The sequence below is a fragment of the Micromonospora sp. NPDC007230 genome (assembly GCF_042869115.1).
Taxonomy (GTDB): Bacteria; Actinomycetota; Actinomycetes; order Mycobacteriales; family Micromonosporaceae; genus Micromonospora.
The window spans coordinates 120,806-135,619 of the sequence record NZ_JBIAFE010000010.1; the positions used below are offsets into that span (position 1 = coordinate 120,806).

General features: G+C 73.8%; 14 protein-coding genes and 1 tRNA gene. 12 read left to right on the forward strand and 3 right to left on the reverse strand.

The window, feature by feature from the left end; all coding sequences use genetic code 11:
* The first annotated feature begins 27 nt into the window (after positions 1-27).
* From ACFYML_RS16475 to ACFYML_RS16510, 8 genes are all read left to right on the forward strand, one after another.
* A complete protein-coding gene (locus ACFYML_RS16475; RefSeq protein WP_387273356.1) occupies positions 28-714 on the forward strand; it encodes a dienelactone hydrolase family protein in 687 nt (228 codons plus the stop codon).
* Positions 707-1,450, forward strand: coding sequence for a uracil-DNA glycosylase (locus tag ACFYML_RS16480; RefSeq protein ID WP_387273358.1), 744 nt, complete (start codon positions 707-709; stop codon positions 1,448-1,450). Before ACFYML_RS16475 ends, ACFYML_RS16480 begins: the two co-directional genes overlap by 8 nt.
* 20 nt (positions 1,451-1,470) lie before the next feature.
* A complete protein-coding gene (locus ACFYML_RS16485; RefSeq protein WP_387421410.1) occupies positions 1,471-2,217 on the forward strand; it encodes a DUF4129 domain-containing protein in 747 nt (248 codons plus the stop codon).
* 156 nt (positions 2,218-2,373) lie between these two features.
* On the forward strand, positions 2,374-2,955 hold the full coding sequence (locus tag ACFYML_RS16490) for a hypothetical protein (protein ID WP_387421411.1): 582 nt from the start codon (positions 2,374-2,376) through the stop codon (positions 2,953-2,955).
* The gene (locus tag ACFYML_RS16495; protein ID WP_387273363.1) at positions 2,955-3,962 is read left to right on the forward strand and encodes an AAA family ATPase; all 1,008 of its coding nucleotides are present in this window, start codon (positions 2,955-2,957) and stop codon (positions 3,960-3,962) included. Before ACFYML_RS16490 ends, ACFYML_RS16495 begins: the two co-directional genes overlap by 1 nt.
* The gene (locus ACFYML_RS16500) at positions 3,962-5,323 is read left to right on the forward strand and encodes a DUF58 domain-containing protein (RefSeq protein WP_387273365.1); all 1,362 of its coding nucleotides are present in this window, start codon (positions 3,962-3,964) and stop codon (positions 5,321-5,323) included. The genes ACFYML_RS16495 and ACFYML_RS16500 overlap by 1 nt, the downstream gene beginning before the upstream one ends.
* A gap of 37 nt (positions 5,324-5,360) precedes the next feature.
* Positions 5,361-5,933: a hypothetical protein gene (locus ACFYML_RS16505; RefSeq protein ID WP_387421412.1), complete on the forward strand. Its 573-nt coding sequence runs from the start codon at positions 5,361-5,363 to the stop codon at positions 5,931-5,933.
* 102 nt (positions 5,934-6,035) lie between these two features.
* On the forward strand, positions 6,036-7,364 hold the full coding sequence (locus ACFYML_RS16510) for an NAD(P)/FAD-dependent oxidoreductase (RefSeq protein ID WP_387421413.1): 1,329 nt from the start codon (positions 6,036-6,038) through the stop codon (positions 7,362-7,364).
* Between the two features lie 214 nt (positions 7,365-7,578).
* On the opposite strand, the gene ACFYML_RS16515 is transcribed toward ACFYML_RS16510, so the two are convergent.
* On the reverse strand, positions 7,579-9,411 hold the full coding sequence (locus ACFYML_RS16515; RefSeq protein WP_387421414.1) for a hypothetical protein: 1,833 nt from the start codon (positions 9,409-9,411) through the stop codon (positions 7,579-7,581).
* A 102-nt stretch (positions 9,412-9,513) separates the two neighbouring features.
* On the opposite strand from ACFYML_RS16515, the gene ACFYML_RS16520 reads away from it, so the two are divergent.
* From ACFYML_RS16520 to ACFYML_RS16535, 4 genes are all read left to right on the forward strand, one after another.
* Positions 9,514-9,597, forward strand: a tRNA-Leu gene (locus ACFYML_RS16520).
* A 106-nt stretch (positions 9,598-9,703) separates the two neighbouring features.
* Positions 9,704-10,543 (forward strand): Bax inhibitor-1/YccA family protein, encoded by an 840-nt coding sequence (locus ACFYML_RS16525; protein WP_387421416.1) that lies wholly within the window; start codon positions 9,704-9,706, stop codon positions 10,541-10,543.
* Between the two features lie 126 nt (positions 10,544-10,669).
* Positions 10,670-11,428, forward strand: coding sequence for a Bax inhibitor-1/YccA family protein (locus tag ACFYML_RS16530; protein ID WP_387421417.1), 759 nt, complete (start codon positions 10,670-10,672; stop codon positions 11,426-11,428).
* Positions 11,429-11,556: 128 nt separating this feature from the next.
* Positions 11,557-11,877 (forward strand): hypothetical protein, encoded by a 321-nt coding sequence (locus ACFYML_RS16535; RefSeq protein WP_073832879.1) that lies wholly within the window; start codon positions 11,557-11,559, stop codon positions 11,875-11,877.
* 77 nt (positions 11,878-11,954) lie between these two features.
* On the opposite strand, the gene ACFYML_RS16540 is transcribed toward ACFYML_RS16535, so the two are convergent.
* Both ACFYML_RS16540 and ACFYML_RS16545 read right to left on the reverse strand, forming a co-directional pair.
* Positions 11,955-13,457 carry a CHAD domain-containing protein gene (locus ACFYML_RS16540; protein ID WP_387421418.1) on the reverse strand — a complete coding sequence of 501 codons (1,503 nt, stop codon included), beginning with the start codon at positions 13,455-13,457 and terminating at the stop codon, positions 11,955-11,957.
* Positions 13,458-13,491: 34 nt separating this feature from the next.
* The gene (locus ACFYML_RS16545) at positions 13,492-14,754 is read right to left on the reverse strand and encodes an acetyl-CoA C-acetyltransferase (RefSeq protein ID WP_387421419.1); all 1,263 of its coding nucleotides are present in this window, start codon (positions 14,752-14,754) and stop codon (positions 13,492-13,494) included.
* Positions 14,755-14,814 lie beyond the last annotated feature (60 nt).

Consider the following 14,814-nt stretch of genomic DNA (forward strand, 5'->3'; position numbering starts at 1 on the left):
ATGACTGACCGCTAGGAGGACGGGCCAATGGGCGAGATGGTGAGCTTCACCGGCAACGGGGGGACGAGCGAGGGGTATCTCGCGATACCCTCCGGCGGTGCGGCCAGCCCGGCGGTCATCGTCATCCAGGACTGGTGGGGTCTGGTGCCCCACGTGCGGGCGGTCGTGGACCGCTTCGCCGAGGCCGGCTTCGTCGCCCTCGCGCCGGACTTCCGCCACGGCGGCCCGGCCAGCAAGCCGAGTGAGCCCCGGCAGATGCTGAACAGCGCGCAGATGGACGAGGCGGCCACCGACATCGCCGCCGCGGCGGACTATCTCTCCGGCCGCTCGGAGGTGGCCGGCGGGATCGGCTGCGCCGGGTTCTGCGCCGGCGCCAGCCTGGCCCTCTGGTCGGGGACCTTCTCCGACCGGATCGTCGCCACCGCCGGCTTCTACCCGCGCCTGCCCTGGGACGGCATGCGCACCGACTGGGCCGACTACGCGGGCAAGGCCGCGCTCATCCACTGCTCGGAGGCGGACGGCCTCTCCGCCGCCGACGGGGTGCAGAGCGTACGCCGGGCCATCGAGGCGGCCGGCGGGGCCTGCCAGACCTACGACTACCCGGGCACCTCGCACGCGTTCTTCAACGAGGACCGGCCGGAGCACTTCGACCAGCGCGCCGCCGCCACCGCCTGGGCCCGCACCCTCGAGCTTTTCCGGGCCAGGCTTGGCTGAGCCGCGTACCCCCGCCGAGGTGGTCGCCCGCGCCGCGCGGGCGACCGATCTGGCCGACCTCGACGCCGAGGTCAGCAACTGCTTCGCCTGCCCCCGGCTGGTCGCCTGGCGGGAGGAGGTGGCCCGGACGAAGCGGGCGGCCTTCCGCGACCAGGAGTACTGGGGCCGACCGGTGCCCGGTTTCGGCGTGCCTGACGCGCGGATCGCCATCCTCGGCCTGGCACCGGCCGCGCACGGCGGCAACCGCACCGGCCGGATCTTCACCGGCGACCGCTCCGGCGACGTGCTGTTCGCCGCGCTGTACCGGGCCGGGCTGGCCAACCAGCCGACCAGTGTCGCCGCCGACGACGGCCTGACCCTGCGCGACACCCGGATCTTCGCCGCGGTCCGCTGCGCGCCGCCGGACAACAAACCCACCCCGACCGAACGCGACACCTGCGCGCCCTGGCTGCACCGGGAGGTCGCGCTGCTCCGGCCCACGCTGCGTGTCGTGGTCGCGCTGGGCGCGTTCGCCTGGGCCGCATGGTGGCCGGTCCTGCGCGACGTGTACGGGCAGCGCCCGCCCACTCCGCGCCCGGCGTTCGGTCATGGGGCACACTGGTCCGGCACGTCCGTACCGGCGCTGCTCGGCTGCTACCACGTCAGCCAGCAGAACACCTTCACCGGGCGGCTGACACCAGCGATGTTGGACGACGTGTTCGCCCGGGCGAAGCGGCTGGCCGGGGTGGACGACTGAGGATTGCGTAGGGCGGTGGGATGGACCTCGGCGTGCTGCGCAGGTGGTGGCCGGTCGCCTCGGTGACCCTGCTGCTCGCCGTCGCCGCGCTCGCCGCCGGGCACTCCGCGATCGGCGCCAGCCGGATCCCGCCCGCCGTGGACAACATCCCCTACGTGCCGGATTACCCCACCGCCGAGCCCGCACCCTCGATCCCGGTCGAGCCCCGGGACGCGGGCGAGGCCACCTCGGTCGAGATTCCCCAGTGGATCATCACTGCCTTCCTCGTCGTGCTCGGTATAGCTGCGCTGGTCGTCGCCGGGTACGTCGTCTGGACGCTGATCCGCGGGGCGTTGCGGCGGACCACCCGGGCCATCCCGACGCAGCGGGCCCGGCGGACCGCCGACGGCACCGCCCGGGAGGTGGTGGCCGCCCTGGACGCCGGCCTGGTGGAGCTGGACGACCGGTCCACCGATCCCCGGACGGCGGTGATCGCCTGCTGGGTCCGACTGGAGGAGGCGGCCGAGGAGGCCGGGGTGCCCCGGCTGGCCGGGGACACCGCCACCGACCTGGTCACCCGGCTGCTACGCGGTGACCCGGCGGCCGGCGTCCCGGCGATCGCCAGCGCCGGTGTGCTGGACGGCTTCGCGCACGTCTACCGGGAGGCCCGGTACGCCACCCACGCCGTCGACGAGCAGATGCGGGACCAGGCCCGGGCCGCGCTGCGCCGGCTGCGCACCGAGTTGACCACCGTAGCCGTCGCCGATTCCGGAGAGGCGACGGCATGAGCGAGCGGAGTGAGCGAATCGGTCAGCTCGGCGCGGTGGTGCCTCAGGCCGTTGCCGACCGGAGGGAGGCGACGGCATGAGCGAGCGGAGTGAGCGAATCGGTCAGCTCGGCGCGGTGGTGCCTCAGGCCGTTGCCGACCGGAGGGAGGCGACGGCATGAGCACCAGTATCGACGACCTGCTGTCGTTCGACGAGGAACCGGCCGGGGAGGCGCGGGACGGGCGGGGCGGGTGGCTGCGCGGGCTGCTGCGTACCCTCGCGGTCACCGCGGCGATCGTGGTGGTGGTCGTGGTCGGCCTGCGCGCGATCGGTCTCCAGGTGTCACTCTGGATCATCGTGGCCGGAGTGCTCGCGGTGCTCGCCGTACGCCGGGTCACCGCTGCCCTGTCGCCCCCGCCGCCGCCGAGGGCCGGTGGCCGGGCCCCGGTCGGCGAGGAGCCGGGCACCTGGAACTGGGGGACCCGGGACGCACTGCGTAGCGCGATCAACCGCTGGCAGGTGCCGCTGGACTGGTCCACCAGCCGGCCCGAGCGGTTCACCAAGGTGATCCTGCCCCGGATCGGGGAGTTGGCCGACGAGCGGCTGCGCCAGAAGCACGGCGTCACCCGCGAGTCCGACCCGGCCAGGGCCCGCGCCCTGCTGGGCGAGCCGCTGTGGACCTTCCTCGCCACGCCCGCCCGCCGCACCCCGTCGCCGCGCAACCTCGCGGCGATCGTCGCCGAACTGGAGAAGCTGTGATGAACGACGTGGACCGGAGCATGCCCTCCGCCGAGGTGGGCCGGCTGGCCCGAGAGGTGCTGGACGCGGTCGGCACGGTCGTGGTCGGCAAGCGGGAGGCGCTGGAGCTGGTCCTCGCCGGCATCCTGGCCGGCGGACACGTGCTGCTGGAGGACCTGCCCGGCCTGGGCAAGACGCTGACCGCGCGCTCGTTCGCGCAGGCCCTCGGGCTGGACTTCCGCCGCCTCCAGTTCACGCCCGACCTGCTGCCCGCCGACGTCACCGGCTCCTTCCTCTACGACCAGCGCAGCGGCGACTTCTCGTTCCGGGCCGGACCGGTCTTCACCAACCTGCTCCTCGCCGACGAGATCAACCGCACCCCGCCGAAGACCCAGTCGGCACTGCTGGAGGCGATGCAGGAGAAGCAGGTCTCCGTCGAGGGCGTCACCTACCGGCTGGACGAGCCGTTCCACGTGCTCGCCACCGCCAACCCGATCGAGTACGAGGGAACGTATCCGCTGCCCGAGGCGCAGCTCGACCGGTTCCTGCTCCGGGTGTCGTTCGGCTACCCGAACCACGAGGAGGAGTGGGACGTGCTGCGCCGACGGATCGCCCGCCGGCGGGAGGAGGCCGAGATCAAGCCCGTGGTGGACGCCACCACCCTGCGGGCCATGCAGGCGGCGCTGGAGGACGTGGTCGTCGAGGACTCCGTCGGCCGGTACATCGTGGCGCTGACCGCGGCCACCCGGGAGCACCCCTCGGCGCTGGTCGGCGCCTCGCCACGCGGCTCGCTGGCGCTGCTGCTGCTGTCCCGGGTCCGGGCGGTGCTCGCCAACCGCGACTACGTGGTGCCGGAGGATGTCAAGGCGGTGGCGGTGCCCGCGCTGGCCCACCGGATCACCCTGCGCCCGGAGATGTGGCTGCGCCGGGTCGACCCGTCCTTCGTCGTCGGTGAGGTGCTGGAGGCCACGCCCGCCCCGGCCAGCGGCGCCCTGCCCAGCTACGCGGCCGGACCCGCCGGGCACTGATGGCCGACCGCCAGGAGCCGGCGAGCTGGGCGCCCACCCGGGCGCTCGGCCGGGCCGTGCTGCTCACCGGGCTGCTGCTCGTCGCGGCCGTGCTGCTCGGCCGGATCGACCTGGTCGTCCTGGCCACGCCGTTCGCCCTGGGCACCGCGTACGGGCTGCGCCGCCGGCCCGCCACGCTGCCCGAGCTGGAGATCGGCACCGGGGACGCGCACCTGGTCGAGGGTTCGCCGATGGCCGCCACGGTCGCCGTCGCCAACCCGGACACCGTCTCGTACGACCTGGCGGTGGTCCGTACCAGGATGTCCCGCTGGCTGCGGGTGGAGCAGGTCGGCTTCGGCGGATCCGGGGTGGACGTGAGCCGTTCCGGTGGCGCCGACCGCCCCTTCGTCACCTCGGTGCCCCGCGGCACCGCGGTCGACCTGGCGCTGACCGGGACGGCGCTGCGCTGGGGTCGGCACCCGATCGGTCCGGCCGGGGCGCGGGTCGCCGTCGCCGACGGGCTGCTGGTCTCCCGGGCGGTCATCACCGACCCGGTCCGGATGCGGGTCTACCCGATGACTGAGCCGTTCGAGGCGGTGGAGGCGATGCCCCGGGCCGCCGGGCTGGTCGGCGCGCATCACTCCCGGCGGCCGGGGGAGGGCGGTGAGCTGGCCGGCGTGCGGGTCTTCGCCCCCGGGGACCGGCTGCGCCGGATCGACTGGCGGGTGTCGCTGCGGGCCCGCCAGCTACATGTGGCGGCCACCCTGTCCGACCGGGACGCCGAGGTGGTGGTGCTGCTCGACGTGCTCGCCGAGGCGGGCCGGTCCGGCGGCGTACGCGGCGCGGCGTCCGTGATGGACACCACGGTCCGGGCCGCCGCCGCGATCGCCGAACACTACCTGCACCGGGGCGACCGGGTGGCGCTGCTGGAGTACGGCCCGGCCGCCCGCCGGCTCCGCCCGGCCACCGGCCGCCGGCAATACCTGACCGTGCTGGAGTGGCTGCTCGACGTGCGGGCCGAGAACTCGCCCCACGAGCCGTACGACCAGGTCTTCGGCCCGCAGTTGCTCTCCTCGGACGCGCTGCTGGTGGTGCTCACCCCGCTGCTCGACGAGCGCTCGGCCCAGATGCTGGCCCGGATGGCCCGGGGCGGGCGGTTCGTGGTGGCGGTGGACACCCTGCCGGCTGACCTGCCGGTGCCGAAGGGCCAGGGCTGGGCCGAGGTCGCGTACCGGCTGTGGCGGCTGGACCGGGACACGATGATCGGTCAGCTCCGCGAGCACGGCGTGCCGGTGGTCCGCTGGGCCGGCGCGGGCAGCCTCGATCAGGTGCTGCGCGACGTGGCCCGCCTGGCCACCGTCCCGCGGGTGGGTGGCCGGTGAGGCGGCGTCCCGCCGTCGCGCACGAAGGTGGGAAGCGATGAACGACCTTCTCGAAGGACTGCACGAGCGGGTCCGCGCGCTGCGCTACACGGTCAGCCGGATCGGTCTCACGCCGTTGCTGGTCCGCGGCGGCGTCTTCGTCACCGTGCTGGTCGGCTTCCTGGTCGCGTACCCGGTGCAGGCGTTCACCCCGCGGTCGGTGCTGGCCCTGACGGTGGTGGCGGTGCTGCCGGCGGTCGGGCCGCGCCGGATCTGGCCGACCTTCGCGGCACTGGTCACGGTCGGTGGTTGGCTGCTCGCCACCCTCGGATACGACCGGCCGCTGGAGCTCTGGCGGCTGCTCGCCGTGGCGGCCCTGCTCTACCTCGCGCACACGCTCTGCGCGCTGGCCGCACTGCTGCCGTTCGATGCGGTGGTCGATCCGGACCTGGTCCTGCGGTGGCTGACCCGCGCCGGCGCAGTGGTGCTGGCGAGCGCGGTGCTCGGCATCGTGCTGGCCTGGCTCGGCGGGTTCGGTGGGAGCCGTGGTTTCCAGGCGGCCACGGCTGCCGGGCTGCTGGTCGCGGTGGGTCTCACCGCGCTGCTCAGCTTTCTCCTGCGTCGCAGATAGCGGGACATCGCGGGACGTTGTGCAGGTCACAGGGGTTGTGCTCCGTCACAACGGGGGGTCTCGAACGGGATTAGTCGAGCCGCCGGGGGAAAGATAGATGACGTGAATCCGAAGCGGATCCTTGTCGTGGGTGCCGGGCACGTGGGCCTGTACGCCGCTCTGCGCCTGTCCAAGAAGCTGAGCTCCCGTGAGGCCGAGGTCATCGTCGTCGACCCGCAGCCGCACATGACCTACCAGCCGTTCCTCCCGGAAGCCTCGGCGGGCAACATCTCGCCCCGGCACGCGGTGGTGCCGCTGCGACGGGAGTTGCGCCGGTGCACGGTGGTGGCGGGTGCGGTGACCCGGATCGACCACGACCGGAAGACCGCGATCGTGCAGCCGATCAGCGGCCCGACCCGGGAGATCCAGTACGACCACGTGGTGGTCGCGCCCGGCTCGGTCTCCCGCACCCTGCCGATCCCCGGCCTGCACGAGCACGGCATCGGGTTCAAGACCATCGGCGAGGCCGTCTTCCTGCGAAACCACGTGCTGGACCGGCTCGACGTGGCGGCCGTCACGACCGACCCGGAGGTTCGCCGCCGCGCGCTGACCTTCGCCTTCGTGGGCGGTGGCTACGCCGGCATCGAGGCGCTGGCCGAGATGGAGGACATGGCCCGGGACGCGCTGCGCTACTACCCGGAGCTCAAGCCGGAGGACATGCGCTGGGTCCTGGTCGAAGCCACCCAGCGGGTGCTGCCCGAGGTCGACCGGGACATGGGCGCCTACACGGTGCAGCAGCTGCTCAAGCGGAACATGGACATCCGCCTGGACACCCGGCTCGAGTCGTGTGTCGATGGCATCGTCAAGCTCTCCGACGGCGACAGCTTCCCGGCCGACACGATCGTCTGGACGGCCGGCGTCAAGCCGTCGCCCATGCTGGACGCCACCGACTTCCCGCGCGACGAGCGCCGCCGCGTCACCTGCCTGCCCACCCTGCAGATCGTCGACGGCGACCGGGTGGTCGAGGGCGCGTGGAGCGCGGGTGACTGCGCCGCCGTGCCGGACCTCACCAAGGAGCCGGGCAACTTCTGCTCGCCGAGCGCCCAGCACGCCGTCCGGCAGGCCGCCCGGATGGCCGACAACATCGCGAACGTGATCCGCGGGCGCGAGCCGGTCAACTACAAGCACAAGCACGCGGGCAGCGTGGCCAGCCTCGGCCTGCACAAGGGCGTCGCGCAGGTCTACGGCGTGAAGATGACCGGCTGGCCGGCCTGGTTCATGCACCGCACGTACCACATGTCGCGGATCCCGTCGTTCAACCGCAAGGTCCGGGTCGTGGTCGACTGGACGCTGGCGTTCTTCCTCAAGCGTGAGGTGGTTGCGCTGGGCCAGCTGCACGACCCGCGCGAGGAGTTCGCCGAGGCGTCCGCCCCGCTCGGCGCCCGCCGCTGAGTTCGCCGCTCGGCGCCTGAAGTTCGCCGCAAAGGGCCCTCCCCGTCCGGGGAGGGCCCTTTGCCCTACCGGTCGCAGTCCCTTTCCGGGTCAGGCCGCACCTTCGCCGAAAGTGGGCCCTCGCGGCGTTCTGAGGGGCCACTTTCCCCGAACGTGTCGCCTCGTTGGTTGGGCAGGGCGCGGCGGCCGGGGGTCCGCGGAACCGGTACCCGGGTCAGAACCGCCAGGTCCAGGCGTCGGCGACCCGGGTGCCCGGGCCGAAGAGCTGCTCCAGGGTCTTGCGCAGGGTCTCCGCGTGCGGCGCGTCGTCGGTCAGTGCCACGCAGGAGGCGCCCCAGAACTGGATGTCCCGGGCCGCCTGCCGGCGTTGCTCGTCGCCGACCGCGGCGGGCACCCCCCGCTTCGCGATGTCGGCGAGCAGGGCCGAGGTGGGGCGCTTGTAGGTGCCCATGGCCGCCGAGCCGTCCCGGCCGTACGAGCCGATGAAGAAGCCTTCGGGCATGCCGAACGCCGCGTCGGCGGCGGTGGCCCAGCGCATCGGCCATGGGTCTGCCGGGGTGGCGGCGGGCACCGGGACCAGCACCCCGCCGGGCCGGACGCACTGCCGCCAGTGGCCGGCCGAGACGAACTCGGGCAGCGCCGGCCGGTCGGTGGTGGGCAGCGGTGTGGGGAAGACGGTGAGCAGGGCCGCGCCGACGGCCAGCGGCACCAGCCGCCGGGCCCGGCCGGATGCCGCCAGCGCCCGGTCCACCGCCAGGGTCAGCACGGTCCCGACCAGCGGCAGCACCGCCAGGGCGAACCGCATCGGCAGCGCGCCGTCCACCACGGGCACCCCGGCCAGCAGGGCGTACGGGGCGGGCAGCCCGGTCCGTTCGCCGGCGACGATGACCTCGGGACCGAGCGACAGCGCCCCCATGACCAGCGCGCCGGCGACGCAGGCGACCACCAGCGGGCGCCGGCCCAGCCAGAGCGCGCAGGCGGCGGTGACCAGCAGCAGCGGCCAGCCGAGGAAGGTGTTGTACTCGGCCGGCCCCGTGGTCAGGCGGGACGCGGTCGCGCTGCCCAGCACGGACTGTGGGGAGAGGGTGGACCAGCCCGCCAGGTCGGCGGAGAAGTAGTCCGGGCTGAACATGCCGTCGGCGACGCCCTGCGGCCCGGCGAACTGGTACCACAACGGGTATGCCAGCACGAGGAGCGCCAGGCCGGTGGCGACCATCATTCCCCCGCCGAACGCCGGCAGTGCCCGGCGCAGCAGGGCCCGGTCGGTCAGCCCGTATGCCAGCGTCATCACCAGCAGGGTGACCGCGGTGAGGAAGAGCACTTCCTCGCCGATGAAGAGCTGGGCGGTGACCGCCGCGGCCAGCCCGACCGCCGAGCTGGCCAGCCGCCAGCGGTCCGGTCCGGCCGGGCGGCCGGCCGGGTCGGCGGCCCGGAGCAGCCGGATGACCAGCCAGACGATCACCGGAACCAGCCACTGGGCGGTCATGTGCAGGTGCCCGTTGCTCTGCGAGACCATGCCTGGCCCGAAGCCGCACAGTGCGGCGCCGAGTCCGGCGGCGAGCCGGCGGGCCCGCAGCGTCCGGGTGAAGAGCAGGTACCAGGCGACCGCCGTGCCGGCCAGGTTGCCGGCGGCCAGCAGGGCGAAGGTGACCGGTGCCCCGAACGCCCAGGTGACCGGGGCGAGGAGCACCCCGAGCGCGATGACCGTGGTGTTGGCCATCAGGTTGACCCCGTCGGGGGCGTTGAGCCGGTCGGTGAGCAGGCTGAAGTCGCCGAGCAGGGCGCGTGAGTCGACGGCCAGGAACCACTCGTAGAGGGTCTGGTCCGCCGCGTTGAGCGCGAGCACCCGCTGCCCCGGGGCCGGCCACAGCCCGTGGGTGAGCCAGCCGGCGAGCAGGGTGAAGAGCAGCCCGGCGAGCAGGTCCGCGCGGTGCCGGTCCGCGGTGGCCAGCAGGCGGGCCGTCCGGGTCGGGCGGGGGGCTGCCGGGTCGAGGCGGAGCGCCTGGTCGCGGTCGGGTCCGGGGGCGGTGCGGGCGGCGCTGGTCACGGCCTCGACCATAGCGGTGGCGGCCCACGGGGTACGCCAGGTGGCGCCGTAGCGGCTACGGTGAGATCTGCACCGCCGCGTGTCCGCGCGCCGGTGCCACCTGCCCGGGTGGTGGAACGGCAGACACGGCCGCCTTAAAAGCGGCTGCCGCAAGGCGTGCGGGTTCGAGCCCCGCCCCGGGCACCAGACTCTCAGCTTTCCCACAGCTTCACTCCCGGCGCGGGGGTGCGTGCCACGTTTACCCTGGAGAGGCACGTTCACGTGCATCGACCCCCTGAGGGAGGCCTGAGAAGTGAAGACCTCGAACCCGGTGCTCGCCCGGCTCGGCCAGGCGGCCGAGCGTGAGCGGGCGGCCGGGTACGCCCAGCCCGGGCCGTACGGTCAGCCCGGATACCCGCAGCAGTACCAGCCGCAGCCGCAGCAGTACCCGACCCCCGGGTACGACTACCCGGCGGCCGCGCCCACCGTGACCCCCATGACCCTGGACGACGTCGTCGTCAAGACGGTCATGCTGCTCGGCATCCTCGGCGTCTCCGCCGCGGCCGCCTGGGCGCTCGTCCCGGACGCCCTGGTCGGCGTCGCCTGGATCGGTGCCGCGGTCGTCGGTCTGGTGCTCGGTATGATCATCTCGTTCTCGCGGATGGCCAACCCGGCGCTGGTGGTGGCCTACTCGATCGTCGAGGGCGTCTTCGTCGGCATGGTCAGCAAGGCGTTCGAGTCGCTCTACAACGGCATCGTGCTCCAGGCCGTGGTGGCGACCTTCGGCGTGTTCTTCCTGATGGCGACGCTCTACAAGGCGCGGGTCATCCGGGCCACCCCGAAGTTCACCCGGATCATGATCGCGGTCATCGGTGGCCTCTTCGCGGTCATGCTGATCAACCTGGTGCTCGCGCTCTTCGGCGTGCACACCGGCCTGCGCGACAGCGGCCCGCTGGGCATCGGCTTCAGCCTGGTCTGCATCGTGGTCGCCTCGTTGAGCTTCGTCCTCAACTTCGCCCAGATCGAAGACGGCGTGCGGATGGGGCTTCCGCAGCGCTACGCCTGGACCGCCGCGTTCGGCATCGTGGTCGGCCTGGTCTGGCTCTACCTGGAGGTGCTGCGCCTGCTCAGCTACTTCCAGGGCGACGACTGACGGTCCCGCCGCCCGACCTGCGACGCCCGCCTGCCGCGACCGCGGCGGCGGGCGTCCTCGTTTTCCCGCCGCCGCCGGATCACCGAGGGCAGAGTGGGAGCGGGGTACGTCGGCGAGGAGGTCGCGGTGCGGAGTGCCAATCCGGTGCTGACCCGACTGGACGACGTCGGCCGGACCGAGCGCCAGGTGCTCGGTGTCGGGGCCGCCGAGACGATGACCGTGGTCGACGTGGTCAGCCGGACGGTCGGTCTGCTGGTGCTCACCGGCGTCACGGCGGTCGCCGCCTGGGTGGTCGTACCGCCGGCGATCTGGATCTCGGCGGCGCTCGTCGGCAGTTCCCTGGCCAGCCTGGCGCTGGTGCTGGTCATCTCCCTCAGGCAGATCACCAGCCCGCCGGTCATCGCCGCGTACGCGGTGCTCCAGGGGTTGTTGCTCGGGGTGGCGAGCCGGGCCTTCGAGATGGTGTATCCGGGGATCGTGGCCCAGGCGGTGATCGGCACCTTCGGCGTCTTCCTCGGGATGGCCCTGCTCTATCGGGCCCGGGTGGTCCGGGCCACCCCACGGCTGGCCCGGCTGGTCGTCGGCACGCTCCTCGGGATCGTGGCGCTCGGGCTGGTCAACCTGGTCGCGTATCTGGGCACCGGGCGGCAGGCTCTGGAGGCGTACAACCTCACCGGCCAGGTCGGCTGGCTGCCGTGGGTCTTCTCAGTGGTGGCGATCATCGCCGGGGCGTTCAGCTTCATCCTCGACTTCGATCTGGTCGAGCGGTCGGTCCGGGCCGGCCTGCCCCGCCGGTACGCCTGGTTCTGCGCGTTCGGGCTGCTGGTCGGATTGATCTTCCTGTACTGGCAGATCCTCCGCCTGCTCAGCTACGCCCGCCGCTGACCGTTCGACAACTCCAGCTCGGCTGGCGGCCATAATTCGGCCTCCGGACCGCTAGGCGGCGCTCCGGTCCGAATGAAGGCCGGTCTGCCGCCGCGCCGCGGCCTGGAGCCGTCGTAGACTCGGCCGCGATGAGCGCAGCGGAACTGGACCGGGCGGTGGAGCTGCTGGTCCGACAGGTCGGGCACTGGCAGCAGCCGCGCTGGTCGGCGGTGGCCGCGGGCGGCAACGTGTCGCGGGCCGACCTGGTGCACAAGCTGGTGCAGGAGATCGCCAACCTGGCGGCGGACGCGGAGGGCGAGCCGCGCCGGGAGGTGCCCCGACTCGGTAACGACCTGGTCCTGCCCGATCAGCTCCGGGTGGTCGCCGCCGATCTGGTGGCGGCCGGTCCACCGGAGTCGGTGCTGGCCGAGGCCGTCGCCGCGGTGGCCGGCACCCGTTCCGCCCTCTAGCCGCGGCAGCGCGGGCTCGGGGCGGGCCAGGAGCCGAAGCGCTCCCGGACCAGCCGGGCGCCCCGTCGCCGCTGCCGTCAGCCGGCCCGCCTCAGCCAGCGCCGGATTTTCCGCCGCCGGGCCCGGTCCCGCGCCCGAAGCAGACCCGGCAATTCGCGGTCGGCCGCCGCAGCCTGCCGGGCGTGCAGGACGCCGTACGTGAAGCTGTTCTCGCCGGCGGCGTACGCCCGCAGCGCCTGGCGGCGCAGCACCTCGCGGGTGACCGTCGAGTCCTGGTGCGCGCCGAGCAGGTCCTGCAGGTCCTTGAGCCGTGCCACCAGTCGGGCGGCGGGCTTCCCGGCGGCCGGCTCGCGCACCTCGACCGCGTAGCGGGCCGCCTTGGCCGCCTTGCGCGCCTCGTGCAGGGCGATGTCGTCGGTCCCGCCGGCCCGGTGCCCGGCGGCCAGGGCCCGGTCCAGGCGCTCGTCCGCCCGGCGCACCGCGCGGCGGATCCGGCGGTCCACCCAGCGGGCGTCCACCGCCCGGGCGGGCGGCGCTTCCAGCAGCGCGTCCAGCCGGCGCAGCAGCTCGGCGTACCGGTCGGAGTCGAGTGCCGCGCGTAGCTCGTCGAGCGCCGTGGCCAGGTCGGCGGCGAACCGCTCGGCGAGCCGCGCCGCGACCGGGCCGAGCACCAGCTCGTCCGGCTCCGCGTGGACGGCGTCGGCGAGCCGGGCGGCCATCACCTGGGTGTCCCGGACCGGCCCGAGCTGCCCGCCCAGCCAGCGCAGCTCGCCGCGCACCAACTCGCTCTCCCGCCGGTCCCACAGCCCGCGGAACGTACGCAGGGTGGAGCGGAGCCGGCGGACGGCGACCCGCATGTCGTGCACCGCGTCCTCGGCGCCGCTCCGCGCGCCCGGGTGGTTGCCGATCAGGGCGTCGCGCTGGGCGGCGGCGTGGTCGAGCACCGGCGCCGCACCGGGATCGGCGGGCGCCGGCCGGGCGGCCGCGAGCCGGCTGGCGAGCGCCCGGTGTGACTTGGACACGGGCACCGGCCGGGCCCCGGCCTCGCGCAGCCGCGCCTCCACCGCGTCGAGCAGGGCCTCGTCGCCGTCGACCAGCTCGACCTCGATCTCGTGCCACGCCTGCCGTTCGCCGCCGACCAGGTCGTGGGCCTCGACGCGGTCCTCGGCCACCTCGGCCAAGGTCCGGCCGGCCGGGTCGAGGAGGCGGCGTTCCCGGCGGCGGGTGACGATCCGGGCGGCCGGGGCGACCGGCCGGCCCCGGGACGCGGCCCGGAAGAGCGCGACCAGCTCGGGCGGCGGGTCGCCGTCATCCGGCCCGGCGGGGAACTGGTACTCGGTCCGGGGGCCACCGCTGGCCCCGACCTTGAGGTGCCAGCCCGCGTCGTGCCCGCCGGTACGCCGTCGCAGCGCGAAGCCGCTCCGGGCCAGCCGCAGGTCGGTGGTGTCCAGGTAGACGGCGTCCAGGTCGAGGGCGGTGGCGTCGGACATCGCCGTGACGCCACCGCACCCCGTCAGGTCCGGCAGCCGGAATGCCTCGTCCCCGGAGTACTTGCGCTCGCGTTCCACGACCATCGCCATGGTGCCTCCGCTACCCGGGTCCGTCTCCGTCGAATCAGCTCAGCCGTTCGAGCACCATGGCCATGCCCTGGCCGCCGCCGACACACATGGTCTCCAGGCCGACGGTCCGGTCGTGCCACTCCAGGGCGTTGAGCAGGGTGCCGGTGATCCGGGCCCCGGTCATGCCGAACGGGTGCCCGACGGCGATCGCGCCGCCCATGACGTTCAGCTTCTCCTCCGGGATGCCGAGCTGCCGGTACGACGGGATCACCTGCGCGGCGAACGCCTCGTTGATCTCGACGAGGTCGACGTCGTCGATGGTCATGCCGGCCCGCTTGAGCGCCTGCTTCGACGCCTCGACCGGGCCGAGTCCCATGATCTCCGGGGAGAGCCCGGTGACGCCGGTGGAGACGATCCGGGCCAGCGGGGTGAGGCCGAGGTCCCGCGCCCGCTGGGCGCTCATCACGATCACGGCGGCGGCACCGTCGTTGAGCGGGCAGCAGTTGCCGGCGGTGATCCGGCCGTCCGGGCGGAAGACCGGCTTCAGGCCGGCGACACCGGCCAGGGTCACGCCCGGCCGCGGGCCGTCGTCGGCGCTGACCACGGTGCCGTCCGGGGTGGTCACCGGGGTGATCTCACGGGCCCAGAAGCCGTCCGCGATCGCCTTCTCGGCCAGGTTCTGGCTGCGTACCCCGAAGGCGTCCATGTCCTCGCGGGTGATGTCGTAGACCTGGGCGAGGTTCTCCGCGGTCTGCCCCATCGCCAGGTAGATGTCGGGGAGTTGGCCGGCCTCGCGCGGGTCGGTCCACACCTCGGCGCCGCCCTGGGCGCGGACCGCGGACCGCTCGCGCGCCGCCGCGAAGCGGGGGTTCTCCCAACCGCCGCCGACCAGCGCCCGCGCTTCCGGCGGCAGGGTGTCCGAGTTGCCCCGGGCGTACCGGGAGACGGTCTCGACGCCGGCGGAGATGAAGACGTCGCCCTCGCCGGCCCGGATCGCGTGCATGGCCATCCGGGTGGTCTGCAGCGAGGAGGCGCAGTATCGGGTCAGCGTGGCGCCGGGCAGGCCGTCCAGGCCGAGCAGGGTGGCGACCACCCGGGCCATGTTGAAGCCCTGCTCGCCCCCGGGCAGGCCGCAGCCCAGGTAGAGGTCGTCGATCGTGGTGGGGTCGAGCGCGGGTACCTTGTCGAGGGCGGCCTGGACGATGGTGGCGGCCAGATCGTCCGGGCGGACGTCCCGCAGGGAACCCTTGAACGCGCGACCGATGGGGGACCGGGCGGTGGCGACGATGACGGCGTCGCGGGGCGACTCAATCGGCATGAACCAACGTTAACCCGCGAGTAACTTGCGGCGGAAGCTGGCCGCCGGGCGGGAAATGTC

Coding starts and splice junctions, on each gene's coding strand:
- ACFYML_RS16490 (WP_387421411.1), top strand. CDS start 2,374: ATGAGCACCAGTATCGACGACCTGCTGTCGTTCGACGAGGAACCGGCC.
- ACFYML_RS16540 (WP_387421418.1), bottom strand. CDS start 13,457: ATGGCGATGGTCGTGGAACGCGAGCGCAAGTACTCCGGGGACGAGGCA.
- ACFYML_RS16475 (WP_387273356.1), top strand. CDS start 28: ATGGGCGAGATGGTGAGCTTCACCGGCAACGGGGGGACGAGCGAGGGG.
- ACFYML_RS16495 (WP_387273363.1), top strand. CDS start 2,955: ATGAACGACGTGGACCGGAGCATGCCCTCCGCCGAGGTGGGCCGGCTG.
- ACFYML_RS16505 (WP_387421412.1), top strand. CDS start 5,361: ATGAACGACCTTCTCGAAGGACTGCACGAGCGGGTCCGCGCGCTGCGC.
- ACFYML_RS16500 (WP_387273365.1), top strand. CDS start 3,962: ATGGCCGACCGCCAGGAGCCGGCGAGCTGGGCGCCCACCCGGGCGCTC.
- ACFYML_RS16545 (WP_387421419.1), bottom strand. CDS start 14,754: ATGCCGATTGAGTCGCCCCGCGACGCCGTCATCGTCGCCACCGCCCGG.
- ACFYML_RS16485 (WP_387421410.1), top strand. CDS start 1,471: ATGGACCTCGGCGTGCTGCGCAGGTGGTGGCCGGTCGCCTCGGTGACC.
- ACFYML_RS16535 (WP_073832879.1), top strand. CDS start 11,557: ATGAGCGCAGCGGAACTGGACCGGGCGGTGGAGCTGCTGGTCCGACAG.